This window comes from Chitinophaga sp. HK235 (assembly GCF_018255755.1).
GTDB lineage: Bacteria > Bacteroidota > Bacteroidia > Chitinophagales > Chitinophagaceae > Chitinophaga.
Map to the genome: position 1 here is coordinate 3,089,784 of NZ_CP073766.1, position 18,344 is coordinate 3,108,127.

General features: G+C 46.6%; 13 protein-coding genes and 2 tRNA genes. 8 read left to right on the forward strand and 7 right to left on the reverse strand.

Features of this window, described 5'->3' with window-relative positions:
• Position 1 precedes the first annotated feature (1 nt).
• Entirely contained in the window at positions 2–880 is an 879-nt protein-coding gene (locus tag KD145_RS10740; RefSeq protein ID WP_212005882.1) for a fructosamine kinase family protein, read from the forward strand.
• On the opposite strand, the gene KD145_RS10745 is transcribed toward KD145_RS10740, so the two are convergent.
• Complete coding sequence (locus tag KD145_RS10745) at positions 874–3,291, reverse strand: PAS domain-containing hybrid sensor histidine kinase/response regulator (protein ID WP_212005883.1); 2,418 nt, start codon at positions 3,289–3,291, stop codon at positions 874–876. The two genes, KD145_RS10740 and KD145_RS10745, sit on opposite strands and share 7 nt — an antisense overlap.
• 252 nt (positions 3,292–3,543) lie before the next feature.
• Between KD145_RS10745 and KD145_RS10750 the strand changes: the two genes are divergently transcribed.
• From KD145_RS10750 to plsX, 3 genes are read left to right on the forward strand one after another with little or no spacing between them, the layout of a single operon-like run.
• Entirely contained in the window at positions 3,544–4,086 is a 543-nt protein-coding gene (locus tag KD145_RS10750; RefSeq protein WP_212005884.1) for a DUF177 domain-containing protein, read from the forward strand.
• A 12-nt stretch (positions 4,087–4,098) separates the two neighbouring features.
• The gene (gene rpmF / locus KD145_RS10755; RefSeq protein WP_106528459.1) at positions 4,099–4,293 is read left to right on the forward strand and encodes a 50S ribosomal protein L32; all 195 of its coding nucleotides are present in this window, start codon (positions 4,099–4,101) and stop codon (positions 4,291–4,293) included.
• A gap of 47 nt (positions 4,294–4,340) precedes the next feature.
• A complete protein-coding gene (plsX, locus tag KD145_RS10760) occupies positions 4,341–5,288 on the forward strand; it encodes a phosphate acyltransferase PlsX (protein WP_212005885.1) in 948 nt (315 codons plus the stop codon).
• Between the two features lie 248 nt (positions 5,289–5,536).
• Here plsX and KD145_RS10765 read toward each other — a convergent pair whose 3' ends face one another.
• Both KD145_RS10765 and mazG read right to left on the reverse strand, forming a co-directional pair.
• Positions 5,537–9,343: a HAMP domain-containing sensor histidine kinase gene (locus KD145_RS10765; protein ID WP_212005886.1), complete on the reverse strand. Its 3,807-nt coding sequence runs from the start codon at positions 9,341–9,343 to the stop codon at positions 5,537–5,539.
• Positions 9,344–9,803: 460 nt separating this feature from the next.
• A complete protein-coding gene (gene mazG, locus KD145_RS10770; RefSeq protein ID WP_113617898.1) occupies positions 9,804–10,571 on the reverse strand; it encodes a nucleoside triphosphate pyrophosphohydrolase in 768 nt (255 codons plus the stop codon).
• A 214-nt stretch (positions 10,572–10,785) separates the two neighbouring features.
• Between mazG and KD145_RS10775 the strand changes: the two genes are divergently transcribed.
• The gene (locus KD145_RS10775; RefSeq protein WP_212005887.1) at positions 10,786–13,071 is read left to right on the forward strand and encodes a Tex family protein; all 2,286 of its coding nucleotides are present in this window, start codon (positions 10,786–10,788) and stop codon (positions 13,069–13,071) included.
• Between the two features lie 111 nt (positions 13,072–13,182).
• Here the strand turns inward: KD145_RS10775 and KD145_RS10780 are convergent, their stop codons facing one another.
• From KD145_RS10780 to KD145_RS10790, 3 genes are all read right to left on the reverse strand, one after another.
• Positions 13,183–13,695 (reverse strand): hypothetical protein, encoded by a 513-nt coding sequence (locus tag KD145_RS10780; protein ID WP_212005888.1) that lies wholly within the window; start codon positions 13,693–13,695, stop codon positions 13,183–13,185.
• Between the two features lie 165 nt (positions 13,696–13,860).
• Complete coding sequence (locus KD145_RS10785) at positions 13,861–14,640, reverse strand: enoyl-CoA hydratase-related protein (RefSeq protein WP_212005889.1); 780 nt, start codon at positions 14,638–14,640, stop codon at positions 13,861–13,863.
• Positions 14,641–14,685: 45 nt separating this feature from the next.
• Positions 14,686–15,597: a DUF3667 domain-containing protein gene (locus KD145_RS10790; RefSeq protein ID WP_212005890.1), complete on the reverse strand. Its 912-nt coding sequence runs from the start codon at positions 15,595–15,597 to the stop codon at positions 14,686–14,688.
• Between the two features lie 163 nt (positions 15,598–15,760).
• On the opposite strand from KD145_RS10790, the gene KD145_RS10795 reads away from it, so the two are divergent.
• The 3 genes from KD145_RS10795 to KD145_RS10805 all read left to right on the forward strand — a co-directional run bounded on the left by KD145_RS10795 (position 15,761) and on the right by KD145_RS10805 (position 16,932).
• Complete coding sequence (locus KD145_RS10795; protein WP_212005891.1) at positions 15,761–16,609, forward strand: hypothetical protein; 849 nt, start codon at positions 15,761–15,763, stop codon at positions 16,607–16,609.
• A 148-nt stretch (positions 16,610–16,757) separates the two neighbouring features.
• A tRNA-Gly gene (locus KD145_RS10800) sits at positions 16,758–16,830 on the forward strand.
• 16 nt (positions 16,831–16,846) lie between these two features.
• Positions 16,847–16,932: transfer RNA gene (locus KD145_RS10805), tRNA-Leu, on the forward strand.
• A 263-nt stretch (positions 16,933–17,195) separates the two neighbouring features.
• On the opposite strand, the gene KD145_RS10810 is transcribed toward KD145_RS10805, so the two are convergent.
• Positions 17,196–18,292 (reverse strand): IS3 family transposase gene (locus tag KD145_RS10810; protein WP_374223485.1). Its coding sequence is split into 2 segments (ribosomal slippage): positions 17,196–18,046 and positions 18,046–18,292, totalling 1,098 coding nucleotides; the frame shifts between segments, so codons are not numbered across the junction.
• Positions 18,293–18,344: the final 52 nt, after the last annotated feature.

Genomic DNA, 18,344 nt, shown 5'->3' on the forward strand with positions numbered 1-18,344 from the left:
CATGATAGATGAAATTTTACAAAGGCAACTCAGCACGGCCCTATCCGAGCAATTAAAGGTGAAAATACATATTAATGACGCAAAAAGTGTACACGGCGGTGATATTAACCAAACATTTCGTATAGCCACCAACGAAGGGTATTTTTTCCTGAAACTGAATGATGCCAAACGTTATCCTGAAATGTTTGCTGCAGAATATGCCGGCCTGGAGGCGCTGTATGCCTCACATGCGCTGGCGGTGCCACAGCCATTGGCTTATGGCACCTGTAATGGTCAGACCTACCTGTTGATGGAACATGTGGTCAAAGGGGTGGCCATACAGGATTTCTGGGAAGATTTTGGTGCCTCGCTGGCACAGCTGCACAAGAAAACACAGCCGCATTTTGGTTATGCGGCACCTAATTATATCGGTACATTAAAACAATACAATACACCTTATACCAACTGGCCGGTGTTTTATGCATTCAACCGGCTGTTGCCGCTGACAAAGATGGCCTATGACCAGCAGATCATTGACCAGAACATGATGTATCAGATGGAGCGTTTATGCAAACGGTTGCCACAGCTGTTTCCGGCAGATGCACCGGCGTTGTTGCATGGGGATTTGTGGTCAGGGAATTTTATGGTGGGGCAGGATGGTAAGGTATGTGTATTTGACCCTGCTGTATACTACGGGCACCGGGAGATGGACCTGGCGATGACGCGTTTGTTCGGGGGCTTTGATACCCGGTTTTACTATGCTTATCAGGCAGCCTGGCCGCTGTCACCGGGATGGCAACAGCGGATAGGGGTTTGCCAGTTATATCCGTTGCTGGTACATACGTTGTTGTTTGGTGGAAACTATTATAACAGCATCAAGGAAATACTGCAGGCCTATTGATGGGCGGCGGAGTTGACGAATTCCCGCATGCGGGCATATTCTTCATAAACGATCGGATAGTATTTTTCCACGCCCTCTACTACTTCGCGGAAGAGCTGAGTGGCCGCTTCGGGATGCTGTGGTTCGCCGGTGCGGAGGTTATTTTCGAGTTCCTGCATTTTGGCGCTGATCCAGGTGAGGCCTACCATGGCGAAATTAGGTTTGAGTTTATGGACCTGGAATTTGGTTTTTTCCCAGTCATTCTTTTCCACCATATTTCGCAGCTTCTGCATTTCATCCTTAATTGTTCGTATAAAAATTTCAAACAGGTCAGCCGCATAGGAGATATTGTTCTCATAGAGGGCTGTGAGATACCTGACGTCCAGTTCCCCATGGAACTCAAATCCGCTGATGTTCTGCACTTCTTCTTCCATTATTAGTTCTGTTTCTTCTTCGTTGAGATATTTGTTAAAGATCTGCCATAGCTGATCGGGTGTGTATGGTTTGATCAGAATATCGGTTATTCCGGCGGCCCTGACGGTGGCGGCAGTATTTTCCATCGCTACAGCGGTAGTGGCAATCACGGGAGTAGCCACATTTGGTTGATTTTCATCTGCTCTGATCTGCTGTGTCAGTTCCAGTCCATTCATACCAGGTATACGGATGTCCATGAGGACAAGGTCGTATTGCCGGGCATTGAGGAACCATTTCGCATCGGGTCCATTGGTGGCCAGCTGGTAGTTGATTTTATATTTTTCCAGGAGGCTCATGATATAACGCAGGTTCATCGGATTATCTTCCACCACAAGTACCCTTGCATCTTCAAAGGTACGTTGTTTCAGCTTTTTACCTGGTTTTGTTCCGGCGGCTGAAATTGGTTTTCTGCTGTCCATAAACGGCAGGTCAAAGGAGAAGCAGGTACTATATCCCGGATAGTCTTCCACTTCGATAGAGCCGCCCAGCAGTTCCACCAGCTGTTTTACGATGGCGAGGCCCAGGCCGGTGCCGCCGTAGTTTTCGCGGATATCTCCTTCTGCCTGTTTATAGTTACGGAATATCAGTTCCAGTTTATCCTTTTTGATGCCGATGCCGGTATCGCAGACGCGGAATCTTACCCATAACTTATTATCCAGCCAGCTTTCCTGGGTGGCTTTAATGGCTATTTCCCCTTCTTTGGTGAATTTTTCCGCATTACCTAACAAATTGATGAGTATTTGGTTCAATAACACGTCATCACCGATCAGCCAGGTGTTAAGGTTAGCATCGAGTTCGGTGGTGATGCTAATGGGCCGGCGGCCCAGTTTCAGCTCAAAGGTATGGCGGAGTGACTGAATTATTTCGCGGGGATTGAATTCCCGTTGGTTGACCTGCAGTTCGCCGGCTTCGATGCGGGAGATATCGAGGATATCGCTGACGATGCCGAGGAGGATGCCGGAGGAATGTTTGAGGATGTTGACATATTCTTTCTGCTGCGGGTCGAGGTTTGTTTCCTCGAGGAGGTGAGCCATTCCGATGATGGCATTGAGGGGAGTGCGTATTTCGTGGCTCATACTGGCCAGAAAGTCTTTCTGGGCGTGGCGGGCTTCTTCAGCGTGGCGGCGGGCATCTTCGAGTTCCTGTTGGAGGCGTTTCTGGCCGGTGATGTCCATGTGAATACCGGCGCCGCCGATGATTTTACCGTTTCGGTCGTAGACATTGGCGGAGCTGGCGAGGACCCATCTGCGGGAGCCGTCTTTGAGTGCGATTTCCATGTCGTAGAGCAGGGGGACGTTTTCGGAGAGGCGTTTCCTGCGGAGGGCATGGGCAAATTTTCTGTTTTCTTCCGGCACAAATACTTCCGTGATATTTTTACCGATCAGCTCTTCTTCGGTATAGCCGGACAGGCGGCAGAAGCTTTCATATACGCGGGTGATATTGCCTTTCAGGTCGGTTTCGCACATGGCCGCGTTGAGATTATTGAGCATCACCCTGAATTTGTGCTCATTCCGCTTGATTTCTTCCTGTACGTGATGTTTTCGGGTGATGTTGACCACCTCCCAGATGCTACCGATGAAGTGTTGTCCATCGAAGACGGGCATGTAGGTGACATCTACGATCATACCGTTTTCGAGGACTACTTCCCAGCCGAAAAAGGGCTTTTTTTCCTGGCGGAGGGTGTTCATTCTTTCCTCAAAAGTTTCCGTGCCGGAGATGAGGGGCCGGAAATAGCTGATGAGTTCATCGAAAGCTGCATTTTCCGGAAAAGGTCCGGGCAGGTGTTGCAGAAATATCTCGTTGGCCCATTGCCATTGGAATTTTTCATTGGTCACGAGGATGCCGGCATTAGTATGCCGGAGCCAGGCAATGATAGGCAGCGAGAATATGTCTGGCTCGCCCGCAGTGCCGGTTTCTGGTGACAGGATTTTCCTTTCATTCTTTCCTTTGGATGTCATTTTTTATGATGGCCAGGGGGAGTTCAGGTTTTCAATTTTCGTTGTATTGCTAAAAACAGGTATGAGATGAAGGTTGAAATCCTTACCTTTGCGGCTCACTCCTGTTGACATGCAACAGCAATATGGATGATATTCGATTATATAAATATATATAATTTGATTATCGATGGTGAACAAATTTATGAAATTTTTGCAATTGCAAATATTTAATTACCTTTGCATCCCTCTAAAAGTGAGGACATTGATATTGATATGAAACCACTCCGCGAATTTGATATAGCCTTTGTTGGATTAAAACCAGGGGTGCATTCATTTCACTATGAGATCGGAGAAAGTTTCTTTGAGCATTATGAAGGGGAGAGAGATTTCAGCAATTGTAAGGCGACAGTAAATCTGACGCTTGACAAGAAGAGTAACTTCTTTTTGCTGAAGTTTGAGATTGGCGGCACGGTAACAGTCACCTGCGACCGTTGCGGAGAGCCCTTTGAGCTGCAGTTATGGGATGATTTTAACCAGATTGTGAAACTGGTGGACAATCCTGAAGAGCTTGCCAGCGAAGATGCTGACCCGGATGTAGCCTATATTTCCAAGACAGAGAGCCACCTTCATGTGGCGGAATGGATTTATGAGTTCATCCTGCTGAGCATTCCGATGCAACGCATACATCCCAATGCTGCCGATGGCAAAAGCGGATGTGATCCCAAAGTGATTGAAATGCTGGAACGTATGAACCAGCAGGCTAAAGAAAAAGATAACCCAATCTGGAAAGGGTTGGATAAATTTAAGGACAATTAAAAATTAAATAAAATGCCAAATCCTAAACGCAGACATTCTCAGCAAAGATCAGCAAAGAGAAGAACGCATTATAAGGCGGTAGCGGATACATTAAGCACAGACAGCGCAACCGGAGAAGTGCACCTGAGACATCGTGCTCATTGGGTAGAAAACAAACTGTACTACAAAGGAAAAGTAGTATTGGAAAAACAGAGCAGCGCTAAATAATAAATTTTACTAATTTTACCCGAGCTAACAAGACAAACTTGAGTTACATGAGAATCGGGCTTGATATGATGGGTGGCGACTTCGCCCCCGCAGAAGCAGTAAAAGGAGTAAAATTATATTTAGACGCCGTTGCATCTGATGCGCATCTGGTACTAATAGGGGACGAGTCACAACTGGCCCCTTTACTAGCGGATGCACAGTTGGACCAATCAAAATATTCAGTTGTTCATTCATCCCAAGTAATTGGGATGGATGAACACCCTACCAGGGCACTGAAAGAGAAGCCACACTCATCCATCTCTATCGGCTTTCATTTACTGAAAAATGAGAAAATAGATGCTTTTATCAGCGCAGGTAACACCGGCGCCATGATGGTAGGCACCTTTTATTCTATTAAAGCCATAGACGGTGTGCAACGTCCTACTATTTCTACTCTGGTCCCCCGTGAAAACGGTTCACAAGGATTACTACTGGACGTAGGTATCAATGCCGACTGCAAACCTGAAAACCTGGTACAATTTGCCATCCTCGGCTCCCTCTATTCCAAGCACATACTGAAGATTGATAATCCGAAAGTAGGCCTGCTGAATATCGGTGAAGAAGAAGGCAAAGGTAACCTCCTTGCCCAGGCAACTTACCCGCTGTTAAAAGAAAACAAACTCATCAACTTCGTTGGCAACATCGAAGGAAGAGATCTCTTCTCTGGAAAAGCGGATGTAATGGTATGTGAAGGCTTCACCGGCAACATCGTACTGAAACTGGCCGAATCATTCTATGATATTTCCGTTAGACGCAATATCCAGGATGACTATCTGAAACAGTTTGACTCAGAATCATACGGCGGAACTCCCGTACTGGGCGTATCCAAACCGGTGATCATTGGTCACGGTATCTCCAAGGGCCTCGCCTTTCAAAACATGATCCTGCTGGCACAACAAATGATTGAAAGCAAATTGCTGGAAGAAATCAAAGAAAGCTTCCACAGCAATAGCTAAATGAAAAGATATTTTTAAAAGCCGTCTCCTTCCCGGAGACGGCTTTTTTTATGCCTGGTTTTGAAAGTCATCCCATTACTGTCACACTATCTATCCCCGTTTTTGTATCTAAACGGAAAGAGCATTTGTAATTATAAGAACAAACAAAAGCGGAGCAGCCGGATGAACTGGTGAAGCGGGATTTACCTGCAAATCAATGCCCCATTGACACGGTATCGCATCAATGGGGCATCTGACAAAAAATATCTCTACTCCTGATAAAGGGGCAGTTTTACATAAAAAGTAGTGCCTTCATTAAGCTTGGTTTCAAACCAGATCTCCCCTCTTGTCTGTTCAGCAATGTTTTTACACATCGCCAGCCCCAGCCCGGTACCAGAGGATTTAGTGGTAAAATTGGGCACAAAGATCCTGGACTGTACTTCCGGTGAGATCCCTCCTCCGTTATCAGCCACACTGACAATTACATAGCGGTCGACTGTTTCCTGCAGACGTATCACTATATGCCCGGTGGTTTCTTCCGGAATAGCCTGGATAGCATTGAGCAACAGGTTGGTAAACAGCCGGTTCATCTGGGTTTTGTCTGCAAATATATACAACGGGCGTCCCGGCTCTATATATTCGATATCACAGTCTTCCTGGGTCTGATACAGACTGGTGAGCGAAGACAACACTTCATTGAGCAACACCACTTCATTGTTGGATTCTCCAATGCGGGCAAAGGCAGAAAAGTCTGACGCGATATTGGACAGGTGCTCAATCTGCTCTACCAGCGTACGGGCCACATTGGTAGACAGGTCTTTCACATTGGGCGAATCACTGGCGATGGCCCGCTGCAGGTACTGGATACTGAGCTTCATAGGCGTCAGCGGATTTTTGATTTCGTGGGCCACCTGCCGCGCCATCTCCCTCCAGGCCCCTTCACGTTCGCTCTTAGCCAGTCTGGCCGCACTCACTTCCAGTTTACGCACCATCTTGTTATATTCTTTTACCAGTGCACCAATCTCATCATCCTTATCCCATTCTATCTCATCATTACGCTGTCCGAGGTTCACGTGCCGCAGCTTTTCCGTTACCAGAGAGAAAGACCGGGTAATGGAATTGGTGATCAGCAACGCGACCATGCCTGCGATGAGGAAGATAAATGCGTTGAAATTGATCAATGCCACGAGGAAGTTGGAAATCTGCTGGTTACGTTCAGTCTGTGTGGCAAAATAAGGTACGTTGAGGTAGGCCATCACATCGCCGGAACGGTTGCGGAGCGGCATATAACCAGACAGGAAAGGCATGGTGCCTATCTTTTCCGTTTGAATAAACTGGATATGCTGCTGCCGGGATATCTCGTAATAAGCCAGTGGTTCCATTTTACCGGAGATCAGCCCTTTCTCCGTCATCAGCGGCTGGGTAGTGAGCCGCAGGTTACCATCAGCATCATATACGTTGATATCGAGTGCCCGCTCATTGGCGATATTACCCAGGGCGGTGGTCAGCTTCTCCTTAAACACCGGATCATACATGTTATCTATCTCGTCCATATCCCGCTGATTGAGGAAAATCGTTTCCACATCAGTAGCCACCTCTCCCATCGTTTTACTCAGTTTCTCCCTGTTCTGTGCCTCTGAGCGCCAGATAAAGAACATGGTAGTTGTAACACCCAGTATCACAAATGAAAACACCACCACAAAGATGATCGTGCCATGTACTTTTTTGCGGATACTGATATTGATCAGTGCCTTGACGTTGCTGAGCCGCATCCTTGCTTTGATCAGCAGGTCGAAAGCCTTGTATACCACAATGATCAGCAGAAAGAGACAGAACATATACGCAAACAGCGTGATGAACTCTACAAAGGTGCGGCTCTGTTTTACCACGATCACCACCTTTTCGGGAGAAGCCCTGTAAATCATTTCGGAATGCCCGTCTACATCCCTGACGGTCAGTTCTCCGGAAGGCACATCCCCAGGGTACAGGCGGATAGGGAACGGGTAATCGCTGTAATGACTTACCAGCACACCCTTGTCGTAGATAGCGTAGGAGTAGTTTCCCGAAGATTCCCGGTTATGGTCGTACATATCGCCTTCCACCAGCAGCTCGGGGTATAACCTTTCGGTGCTGAAGGTTTTAGGCTTCACCACATATATCAGCGTCCCGGTGCCGGAATGATCCAGCGGATTGTGGAATTCCTTTTTGCCGATATAGTTGTAATCATTGAAGCTGGGCTCGTAATAATAAAGGTCATTGCTATTGACATCAGAAGGCGAGGATTCCGCTTCGAAGTACAAGCGGCGGTGGAACGAAGTAAGGCTGGTGGTATCGCCGGAATAGATGGGTTGTCCGTTTTCATCAAAAGGATAAAACGACACATCAAAGCGGCTCAGGTAACCCTGGAAATAATTTTGCAACAATACTTCCTCCATTCTGGACTTGGACTGCTTATGTCCTTTGTCCATGAAGAAATACTGCATGTATTCATCGTTTTCAATTTTTTTGCCTATATCGTTGAGCAGCATTTCCAGGTAGGGGTCCCGCTGCTTGGACAAGTCAGCCGCCAGTTTTTCACGGGCAGACAGCTCTTTCTGGTCATTAAAATATACCAGTGCACCGGAGGTGGTGATAGTGAGCAGGAACAGCCAGAAGAGGAAAGGCACGGTGGCCATGCTGCTTTCGAAGCGATCTGCCAGGAAATCGAGCAGTACAATATACAACAGCAGCCAGATGACCATGCCTACCGCAAAAGGCAGTTCCGGGTTGTGCATACGCCACAGCAGCCAGATGATACCGATGGCAGCCAGCCAGATGTATTTGGTCCGGTACTGGAAATTGGTCAGCTCGTTGAGCAGGTAGTTAATGATCTGGGAGAAGAATAAAAAGCTGAAGGAGATAAAACCCAGTACGATAAAACCGATCAGACTGTATTCTGTGAGGCTGAAAGGATTGGTGACATCAAAAGATATCCTGGAGTCTATCACAAGGCTCTGGATAAGATTCGCCAGAAACTGTTCCACCATATACAACAGGAGGCTGGCAAAAATGATGACAATGCTTTGCAGCCAGCGTTTGCGGATAACCGGCAGATTGATGGTTTTCACGTGTTCCCTGAAAAACACGATCATCCAGAAAGTGAGCAGTACGTTGAGTAAAAGGTCACCCAGCGAATAAAAGATCTCATCTTTTGCATAGATGGCCGGATCGAAGATATTCAGTGCCCGCAGATTGAACGGGAAAGGATAAGCATAGCTCAGCACCCTCAATCCGAATACCACCAGGAAAAGGAACAGAAACCCATACAAGGGGTTGGTGGTTTTCGCCAGCAACGTAGCAAAGAGGTTGAAAAAAATCAGTACACAGATGCATCCCAGTACACGTAACAGCACGCTGAGGTTATTGGGAGGCTGGGCACGGATATTTTTATTGTAGTCAAGAAAAAACAATGTCTGATCATTACTGCTTTTGACCGGGAGGATGGTATGGTCGGGCAGGATGAGGCCAGGGAGATCCATATGGATAGAATATTCCGGCCCCAGCTCTGATTTGTTGTAAAAGTGGCTGATGAGGAAACTGTTGCGGATGGCGTATTCCATGCGCACGGGGATGGTCGCCACGATAAAGTGCTGGTGATTGCCGGAAGGTTTCAGCTGGCGGGTGATGACTTCGTAGTAACCGTTTTTCAGTTTCAGGAACTGTGTGCCAGGCTTGAGTACATCATGGAGATCTTCAGGCTCTACCTGGCTGGTACTCCAGAAAGTAAGCCAGGAGCCTTGTGTACTGGAGTCATAGGCGAAGACTTCATAATCGCGTTCTCTCAGTTTGTCCAGCGTCTTTTCATCGTAGGTACGCTGAAAAAGACTGCTAATCATAGTAGTATCCTGCAGGAGTTTATCGAATGACTGCTCCCTTTTCTGCAGACTTTTCTCGATACTTCTTTTCACACCCTGCGGAGAAGAATAGTAAGCCCAGTAGTTACTGAACAGAAACGCGAAAGTAAACAGCCATGCCGCTATGATCAGGAGATAGCCATGCCGGAGGAAAAAAAGGCGTATTTCTTTTATATCAATCAAAACGAAATTAATTTGTCCCAGGGCTGAAGCCCTGGGCTATAATTGTTTATGTTCCAGACGGAGGCTTAGGTAGCTTTAGGTGCTGAGCTATAAGCTGAAGTCTCTTTTTTGTTTTTGAATGGATGTTGAAGCCCTGGTTTTGTGCATGGAGCTAAAACCGAAGTCTCTTTTTTGCTTTTGGAGAGGCTGAAGCCCTGGTTTTGTGCATAGAACGAAAGCTGAAGTCTCTTTTTTGCTTTTAGAGAGGCTGAAGCCCTGGTTTTGTGCATAGAACGAAAGCTGAAGTCTCTTTTTTGCTTTTGGAGAGACTGAAGCCCTGGTTTTGTGCATGGAACGAAAGCCGAAGTCTCTTTTTTGCTTTTGGACGGAGGCTGAAGCCTTTGTTTTGTGCACGGGGGCTAAAGCCGAAACCATGGCTGGAATCCTATTATAGCCCAGGGCTTCAGCCCTGGGAGCTAAATTAAATTTCCATGGCTTTCACTTTATTCCAGAGTGTATCCATTTCCGTTAGATTCATGTCATTGAGGTGGCGGCCCTGTTCGAGGGCGAGGGCTTCCATTTGCTGGAAACGGCGCTGGAATTTTTTGTTGGTCCGTTCCAGTGCATTTTCCGCGTCGATGTTGATAAAGCGGGAATAGTTGACCAGGGAGAAAAGTACATCACCGAATTCGGCTTCCATTTCGTCCTGGTTGCCGGTGTTGACTACTTCTTCCAGTTCGCCTACTTCTTCTTTTACCTTGTCCCATACCTGGGTGGTATTGTCCCATTCGAAGCCTGTTTGTTTGGCTTTTTCCTGGAGGCGCATGGCTTTTACCAGGGCAGGCAGTGAAACGGGGACTCCGCTGAGGACGGATTTTTTACCTTCCTTCAGTTTTAGTTTTTCCCAGTTTTGTTTTACCTGTTCTTCATCTTCCACTTTCACATCTCCATAAATATGCGGGTGTCTGGCGATCAGTTTATCACATACGCCGTTGATCACATCGTTGATATCGAATTGTTGTTTTTCAGAAGCTATTTTAGCGTAGAAGACGATATGCAGGAGGATATCTCCCAGTTCTTCGCGGATAGACTTCCAGTCTTCATCTGTGATGGCATCTGCCAGCTCATAGGTTTCCTCAATGGTCAGTTGCCTCAGTGTCTGGATGGTTTGTTTGCGGTCCCAGGGACATTTTTCCCTTAAATCGTCCATGATCTGTAACAATCTGTTGAATGTAGCTGTCTTTTCCATAACCGTAAAAATACACAGAGATTTTGTCATTTTGGCATTTTGAAAAGGGGAGCCTGGGGAGGGTAAAATTGCTTTCTGTTTAAATGGCTTTTTAATTACATTTGCGAGCTGTAAAAATTCAGCGATTTTAATATTTGATAATTGGTTTCCTGCCGGTTCGCATTAAGGGCAAATAATCAGGCATCAACATAAGAAAATCCCAAAATGTATTGATATGAATCCGAAACACATTACGCTTATTTCATCCGAACTGAGTATATCCGCCAAACAGGCAGAGAATACAATGAACCTGTTGGCCGAAGGCTCCACAGTACCATTTATCAGCCGTTACCGTAAGGAAGTGACGGGGAGTCTGGATGAAGTACAGATTGGTCGAATTGAAGACCTTCAGAAGCGTTACAAGGAAGTGGACGACCGTCGTGAGTTTATCATCAAAACCATTACGGAGCAGGAGAAAATGACGCCTGAGCTGCTGGAGAAGCTGGAATCCACCTGGGTACTGGCAGAGCTGGAAGACATTTACCTTCCCTACAAACCCAAACGCAAAACACGTGCGACCATTGCTATTGAGAAAGGGCTGGAGCCGCTGGCCAAGCTGCTGTTTGACCAGCAGGACGGCGATATCAGCGCTGCTGAAACCTTTATCACTGAGCTCGTAGCCTCTTCCGAAGAAGCCCTGAAAGGCGCCCGCGACATCATTGCGGAATGGATCAATGAAAATGCGGAATGCCGTGATAAACTGCGTAAATTATTTACCCATACCGGCAAGCTGACTTCCAAAGTAGCAGAAGGCAAAGAAGAGGAAGGCAACAAATACAAGGATTATTTCGAGTTTACAGAAGACCTGCGCGAAGTGCCGTCACACCGTGTGCTGGCCATTCTGCGTGCAGAGTCTGAAGGTATACTTTTCAGCACCATCGCACCTGAAGAGGAAGAAGCGATGGGCATTATCAGCAAACAGTTTGTGACCGGCAGAGGCGCTGCTTCCGAGCAGGTAGCCAAAGCTGGTACCGACGCCTACAAACGCCTGCTGCGTCCCTCTCTGGAAAATGAATTCAGAGCCGTAGCCAAAGATAAAGCTGATGGTGAAGCCATTGACGTGTTTGCTGAAAACCTGCGTCAGCTGTTGCTGGCTGCACCACTGGGACCTAAAGCCGTGATCGCCATCGACCCGGGTTACCGTACCGGCTGTAAAGTGGTAGCACTCGACAACCAGGGTAACATGCTGGATCACGATGTGATTTTCCCGCTGGAGAAAAACTATAAAAAAGATGATGCAGAAGCCCTGCTGAAAAAATGGGCTGAGCGTTATGATACCGCTGCCATTGCCGTAGGTAATGGTACTGCCGGCCGCGAAACCGAAGAGTTTGTCAAAAAAATCGACTTCGGCAAAAAGATCAACGTGTTTATGGTGAATGAAAGCGGTGCCTCTGTATACTCCGCTTCCGAAGTTGCCCGTGAAGAGTTCCCTGACCAGGACGTTACCGTTCGTGGCGCAGTATCTATCGGCCGCAGGCTGATAGATCCGCTGGCAGAACTGGTAAAAATCGATCCTAAATCCATCGGTGTAGGACAATATCAGCACGACGTAAACCAGTCATCCCTGAAGCAGAGCCTGGACCGTGTAGTAGTTAGCTGTGTGAACAACGTAGGCGTAAACCTCAACACCGCCTCCAAACACCTGCTGGCCTATGTTTCCGGCCTCGGTCCTTCTCTCGCAGAGAATATCGTAAAATACCGCAAGGAAAACGGAGCCTTCAGCAATCGTACGCAGCTCAAGAAAGTACACCGCCTCGGCGATAAAGCCTTTGAACAATGCGCAGGCTTCCTTCGCATTGAGAACGGTGACAACCCGCTCGATAACTCCGCCGTACACCCTGAACGCTATAAACTTGTGGAAGAAATGGCCGCCAAACAAAACTGTACCATACAGGAACTGATTGGCCAGGACGACCTGCGTAAAAAGATCAATCCTAAAGATTTTATACGGGAAGATGCCGGTATGCTCACGATAGAAGATATCCTGAAAGAGCTGGCTAAACCCAGCCGCGACCCACGTGATGAAATCGCTATCTTCGAATATGCAGAAGGTATCCACAAAATTGAAGACCTCAAATCCGGTATGGTACTGCCCGGCGTAGTAACCAATATCACCGCATTTGGTGCCTTTGTAGATATCGGTGTAAAACAGGACGGTCTGGTACATATCTCCCATATGTCCAATAAATTCATCAGCAACCCGAATGAGGCTGTGAAGCTGAATCAGAAAGTTCAGGTAACCGTATTGGAAGTAGATATCGCCCGCAAGCGTATTTCCCTTTCCATGAAAGATCAGGAGAAAGGCGGCAGCAGCCAGCAGCAAGGTCCGCGTAAAGAACGCAGAGACACCCCTGCCGGTAAGGGCAACAGAGATAACAGCCGTGGCAAAGAAAACAAAGAGGCTCCGCTGAATGATTTCCAGGCTAAGCTGGCAGCGTTAAAAAACAAATTCGGAAACTGATTATTATGATGGTACTGATAACATGATCAGTATTATTTTAGATGATAAAAGAGAATCCCCCGTTGATACAAATCAATGGGGGATTCTCTTTTTATTTTATATCAAAACTCATCAGCGGTTTAGCCATTGCAGGAATTTCTCCGGATAATCGGTATCCTTTTTTTCGCTGAAGAGCATACGTTTTTTATTGATGGAGAAGCCTATGTAGATGATGTCCCGTTCCATATCTATGGCGATGGCGGCTGCGTCGGAGCCGGAGCCAGAAGGCATATAACCTTCGTTGAATAATATTTTGTTTTCCACTTCGATGGGCGGGGTTACTTTAAACCGTTCCATGAAGGCTTTTCGGGATTTGCCCAGGAGTGTGTTGAAGCGGGACTTCAGTGGTTCTCTGTCCAGCAAGGCAACTTCGACAGCATAGTGCCCATTGTATTTTTCAAAGGTATTCCAGGAGGCGACGGGGTCGGCCTGGATAGTATCTCCATTGGCGATCATGGTATCGATAGGTGGTGGAGAGGCATCATCCGCCAATACGATGGCCCTAACCTCCTGTGCGGGCCCGTTGCAGGCAACGGTGCATATACCTGTCAGCATAGCAGCTACAGGCAGTAACTTCAAAGTCATGGTTAAATTTTTAATCTTCATAGTAAAGGGGTTCCAAAAGCCAACAGGTACCACTACCCTGCCTTACGGCTGCTATTAGACATGTTTGATAGCCAATGTCCGGTTAACAAATCAAATAATAAAAATGTTTAATGGTTCTTCAATATTGCTGTTATAATGTTTGCATTATTTTCCTTTGAAGCTGGGTGTTCGTTTTTCCATAAAGGCCTGCATACCTTCTTTCTGGTCTTCCGAAGCGAAGAGGAGGTAGAAATTTTTCCTTTCGAAATGGAGGCCTTCATCGAGGGTAGTATCAAATGCTTTGAGGACGGCTTCTTTGGCCATTTTCACCGCCAGCGGTGCCATGGTTGCTATTTCCTGCGCCAGTTTGATTGCTTCCTGGAGGAACAGTTCCACCGGCACGATACGGTTGATCAGGCCGGCCTGGAAGGCTTCCTGGGCTGTAATAAAGCGGCCGGTGAGCACCATTTCCATGGCGAGGGCTTTTCCGACTGCACGGGTAAGGCGTTGAGTGCCGCCTGCTCCGGGCATCACGCCCAGTTTGATTTCCGGCTGACCAAAACGGGCTGTTTCACTGGCTACGACCATATCACAGAGCATCATCAGCTCGCAGCCACCGCCGAGGGCAAAGCCACTGACAGCTGCGATGATGGGCTTCTTCGTTTTTTTGATGGTATCCCAGGTGCTGAACTGGTCAGTGTTGTACATATCCATAGCTGATTTCTCGGCCATCTGTTTGATATCAGCGCCTGCGGCAAAAGCTTTTTCATTACCACTGATCACGATGACCCTTACCTGGTCGTCGGCATCGAGGAGTTTGAGCGCATCGCGCAACTCCCCCATCAGCTGGAGATTGAGGGCATTCAGTTCTTTAGGCCTGTTTAACTGGATGTGGGCTACATAGGGCACCACCTGCTGGTGTATGATGATAAATTCCGGTTGCATCACTAAAGTTAAAGAAATAAGGTAATATTTTAACTTTTCACTTTATCAATAGAATGACAGGACTCCCACTATAAATACAACGAACACGGTTACACAGACAAACAGATAAGCGATGCACAGCAAACTTGCTTTGACAAAGGATTTCCAGAACGACTGCTTATAAGCGTTTCTAAGGCCGAGCACCAGGTATCCGAAGGCACCCCAGTACGCCAGATCCAGCGGTGTCTGATCCCGGATAAAATACCGCAGCACCAGGCCCACAAAAAGAATGATGAATAAAAACGAATGAAAATGAATGGTGAAGATGGCATGGTCTGCATAAACCATTTTACTCCTGCGGTGGCTCCATTTCATCAGCAGTGCAAACAGCGGCAGCAGGATGAACATCACCTTGGGCAGGTTATGGCTAAACATCTCTTTCAATACTTCCTTTCCTTCTTTTTTATTTTCCCTGAGTTTTGCCATACCGCGCTGCATGCGGGCATCCCAGCCGGTACTGCGTTTATGTTCGGGCAAGGCAGCCTGCGCTGAGTCGTACTCCGCAACACTATTATATTCCGGGTCCAGACCATTTATATTGATATCGGTCAGGTCAGCAGCTGCTTCTCTCTCAGCAAGACGATTGACAGCATGTGCATTTTTTCCATGATCAGGTCCGTTGGCGAGGGTGAAGAAAAAGAAGAAAAATACAAACGAAACGAAGACATATAGTTTGATCGGATTGACATACATGGCTCTTCTGCCGGCCCAGTATTCTTTGGAGAGTAAGCCCGGGCGGATGGCCAGGTATTTGAGTGTCAACAGAAGCTGGGAGTCGTAGTGAAATATGTCAGCAACAAAGTGGCCTACCAGATGGCCAAAGGTTTCGTGTTGTACAGTATTTTCCTGTCCACAGTGGGAGCAGAAACGTTCAGGGACTTCACTGCCGCAATTGAGACAGTGTTTATCTTTACGCAAAGGTTGTGTTTTCAAAGCGATTTAGCAGGTTGACAGGTGAAATTCGGGGCCAAGATAAATAATAATCATTATGTCTGTTATAGGGTAAAAAAATTTTAATATGAATTTTGCGTTTTACATTTGTCGAAATTGTCACCATTAAAAATCATCGATTTTTACATTCATGAAGAAAACGATCCTATTGGCACTGGGTGTGCTGGCATTGAGCAGTAAAGCTTATACACAATATTATTTTCAGGACATCTACAATACAGAGCAGACCAACACCACGCTGGCCATGCTTAAAACCAATAAGGTGAAAACCCAGCGGGTGATGACGCTTGACGCCAATATGGAGATAGACCGTGACTTCCGTTGTGAACGCAGCCTGACGCCTACCTATCAGCAGATGAAATCACAGACACAGTCCAGCGCCACCGGTTATTCGTCTATGACCTCCTCCTTCTCTTCTAAAGGACAACTGACCAAAACCGTGGACAGTTCCAGCGCCAGTATCACCACCACCCTGTACCGCTATGATGCGCAGGGACGGTTAGTATCTGTCAACAGCAACTCCGTAGCCCTCGCCAGCAAAATACGTTTTGATGAAAGCCGTAGCTATACCTACGATGCTTCCGGCCACCTGCATCAGATGGTCCAGAAAAAAAGTACCAATGCCGATTCGGCCCTCATCACTTTCAAGACCGACAGTGCTGGTCATGTTACAGAAGAACTGGAACAAAGGAAAGGTACCCCTTCCAAACGCACCTACTACAACTACGACAAAAACGGCCGGTTGACAGATGTATACCGTTATCAGCCTGCGAAGAAACGTATGTTGCCCGACTATATCTTTGAATACAATACCCAGGGACAGGTGGCTAAGATGACAACCGTGAACGCACAAACGTCTTCCTACACCATCTGGCAGTACGAGTACCAGCCCAGCGGACTACCATCCAAGGAAACCTGCTATGGCAAAGGAAAAGAGCTAATGGGCATGGTAAAATACATCTATGAACAGAACCCTTAGTTGCAGTTAAAAATTCTGGAATACATAAAATATTTTGTCTCAGCGCTAAAAAAATTTTGCAACTTCGAAAAGATTGCTATCTTTGCAATCCCAACGAAAAAAGCACAGTGCTGAAAACGTTGAAAAAGTTCTTATATTTAAAACATCAGCGGAAGTAGCTCATTTGGTAGAGCACGACCTTGCCAAGGTCGGGGTGGCCGGTTCGAGCCCGGTCTTCCGCTCGATTATTCCCTACAAACCCTGGTGGTGGAATTGGTAGACACGCGGGACTTAAAATCCCGTTCGCAGCAATGCGAGTGTGGGTTCAACTCCCATCTGGGGTACAAACCGTCGCAACTATTTGAAAGACAATAGATTAGCGACGGTTTTTTTATATTCAAATTTTCGAGATTACTCCCCATTTTGTTTTCATTTTTAGCCATTTACGCGTTCAACTCTCATCTGGTTCAATTGTTCCGCTAACTGAAATAAACTAAGGAAGAATAAGTCCTGACCTACAAATGAATAGCAGTACTTTTTTCTGTCTTCTGATGTAATCTGTGCATAGTCCGTCCAGTGTGTAAGTACCCCATCTAGGTAACAGTGATTAATTGGAGTTTCTGGATTTTTGCAACTCCGCTTTCCATTCGCAAGGCGTCATGTTCTTCAAAGATTCGTGAGGTCTTCTTTGGTTATATTCTTCCATCCAGGTATAGGTTAATTCCCTTACCTGGTGCAAGTCCTCAAAGATATAGGCATCGAGGACAGCTTCTCTGTAAAGACGATTAAATCGTTCGACATAACCATTCTGCATTGGTCGGCCTGGTTGAATGTATTGTAGCCGGATACCGTGCTGGTGGCACCACTGTTCAAAATAACCTGAAGTAAATTCCGGACCATTATCAGTTCTTATCGCGGCTGGTTTGCCTCTGGATTCAATAATTCTTTCCAATACCCGTACAATTCGGTATGACGATAGTGAAGTATCGACTTCTATACCCAAGACCTCCCGGGAGCCATCATCTATCACGTTAAATGTTCTGAAGCGTTTGTTTCCAATCAGGCTATCACTCATGAAATCCATGCTCCAGATGATATTAACATTGGTTTGCTGTTGTAATGGTTGTTTAATGCGTGCTGGCACTCTGCGTTTCAGCTTCCTCCTCTTATTCAGCTTAAGCAGCCTGTATACCCGGTATACTCTTTTATGATTCCAGTGATGACCTGCACGCCTCAAATAGGCGAAAAGCTTGCGAAAACCGTAGGAAGTATGCTTAAAAGCAAGGTCCTGAAGGGCATCAATCAGTACCTGGTCATTTCTACGACTACGATAATAAAACTTTGAACGGGGAAAGGAAACTATTCGACAGGCCCTGCTCACAGAAATACCCTGATCTGCGACCAATTCTTCTGCTACTTGTCTTTTTGTGGAAGGGCCCAGCCTTTTTTTGTGAATAGATCCTTCAGTATCTGATTGTCAAGGGATAGGTCAGCATACATTCTTTTGAGCCTGGAATTTTCTTCCTCCAGGTCTTTGAGGCGCTTCACATCTGAAGCCTCCATGCCTCCATACTTGCTTTTCCAGTTATAGAAAGTAGCTTCAGAAATGCCATGTTCGCGGCAAATGTCCTTTGTGGCAAGCCCATTTTCCTGCTGCTTCAAAATAGACACAATCTGAGTTTCTGTGAATCTGGTCTTTTTCATGATAGTAGTTCAGTTTAAATTTAGCCTTTTTTATCTAAGTTTAAACTGTCAC

What these genes read in the sequence shown, in the direction of transcription:
- KD145_RS10795 (WP_212005891.1), top strand. Translation starts at nt 15,761, where the DNA reads ATGAAGAAAACGATCCTATTGGCACTGGGTGTGCTGGCATTGAGCAGT.
- KD145_RS10750 (WP_212005884.1), top strand. Translation starts at nt 3,544, where the DNA reads ATGAAACCACTCCGCGAATTTGATATAGCCTTTGTTGGATTAAAACCA.
- plsX (WP_212005885.1), top strand. Translation starts at nt 4,341, where the DNA reads ATGAGAATCGGGCTTGATATGATGGGTGGCGACTTCGCCCCCGCAGAA.
- KD145_RS10740 (WP_212005882.1), top strand. Translation starts at nt 2, where the DNA reads ATGATAGATGAAATTTTACAAAGGCAACTCAGCACGGCCCTATCCGAG.
- KD145_RS10780 (WP_212005888.1), bottom strand. Translation starts at nt 13,695, where the DNA reads ATGACTTTGAAGTTACTGCCTGTAGCTGCTATGCTGACAGGTATATGC.
- mazG (WP_113617898.1), bottom strand. Translation starts at nt 10,571, where the DNA reads ATGGAAAAGACAGCTACATTCAACAGATTGTTACAGATCATGGACGAT.
- KD145_RS10745 (WP_212005883.1), bottom strand. Translation starts at nt 3,291, where the DNA reads ATGACATCCAAAGGAAAGAATGAAAGGAAAATCCTGTCACCAGAAACC.
- KD145_RS10775 (WP_212005887.1), top strand. Translation starts at nt 10,786, where the DNA reads ATGAATCCGAAACACATTACGCTTATTTCATCCGAACTGAGTATATCC.
- rpmF (WP_106528459.1), top strand. Translation starts at nt 4,099, where the DNA reads ATGCCAAATCCTAAACGCAGACATTCTCAGCAAAGATCAGCAAAGAGA.
- KD145_RS10785 (WP_212005889.1), bottom strand. Translation starts at nt 14,640, where the DNA reads ATGCAACCGGAATTTATCATCATACACCAGCAGGTGGTGCCCTATGTA.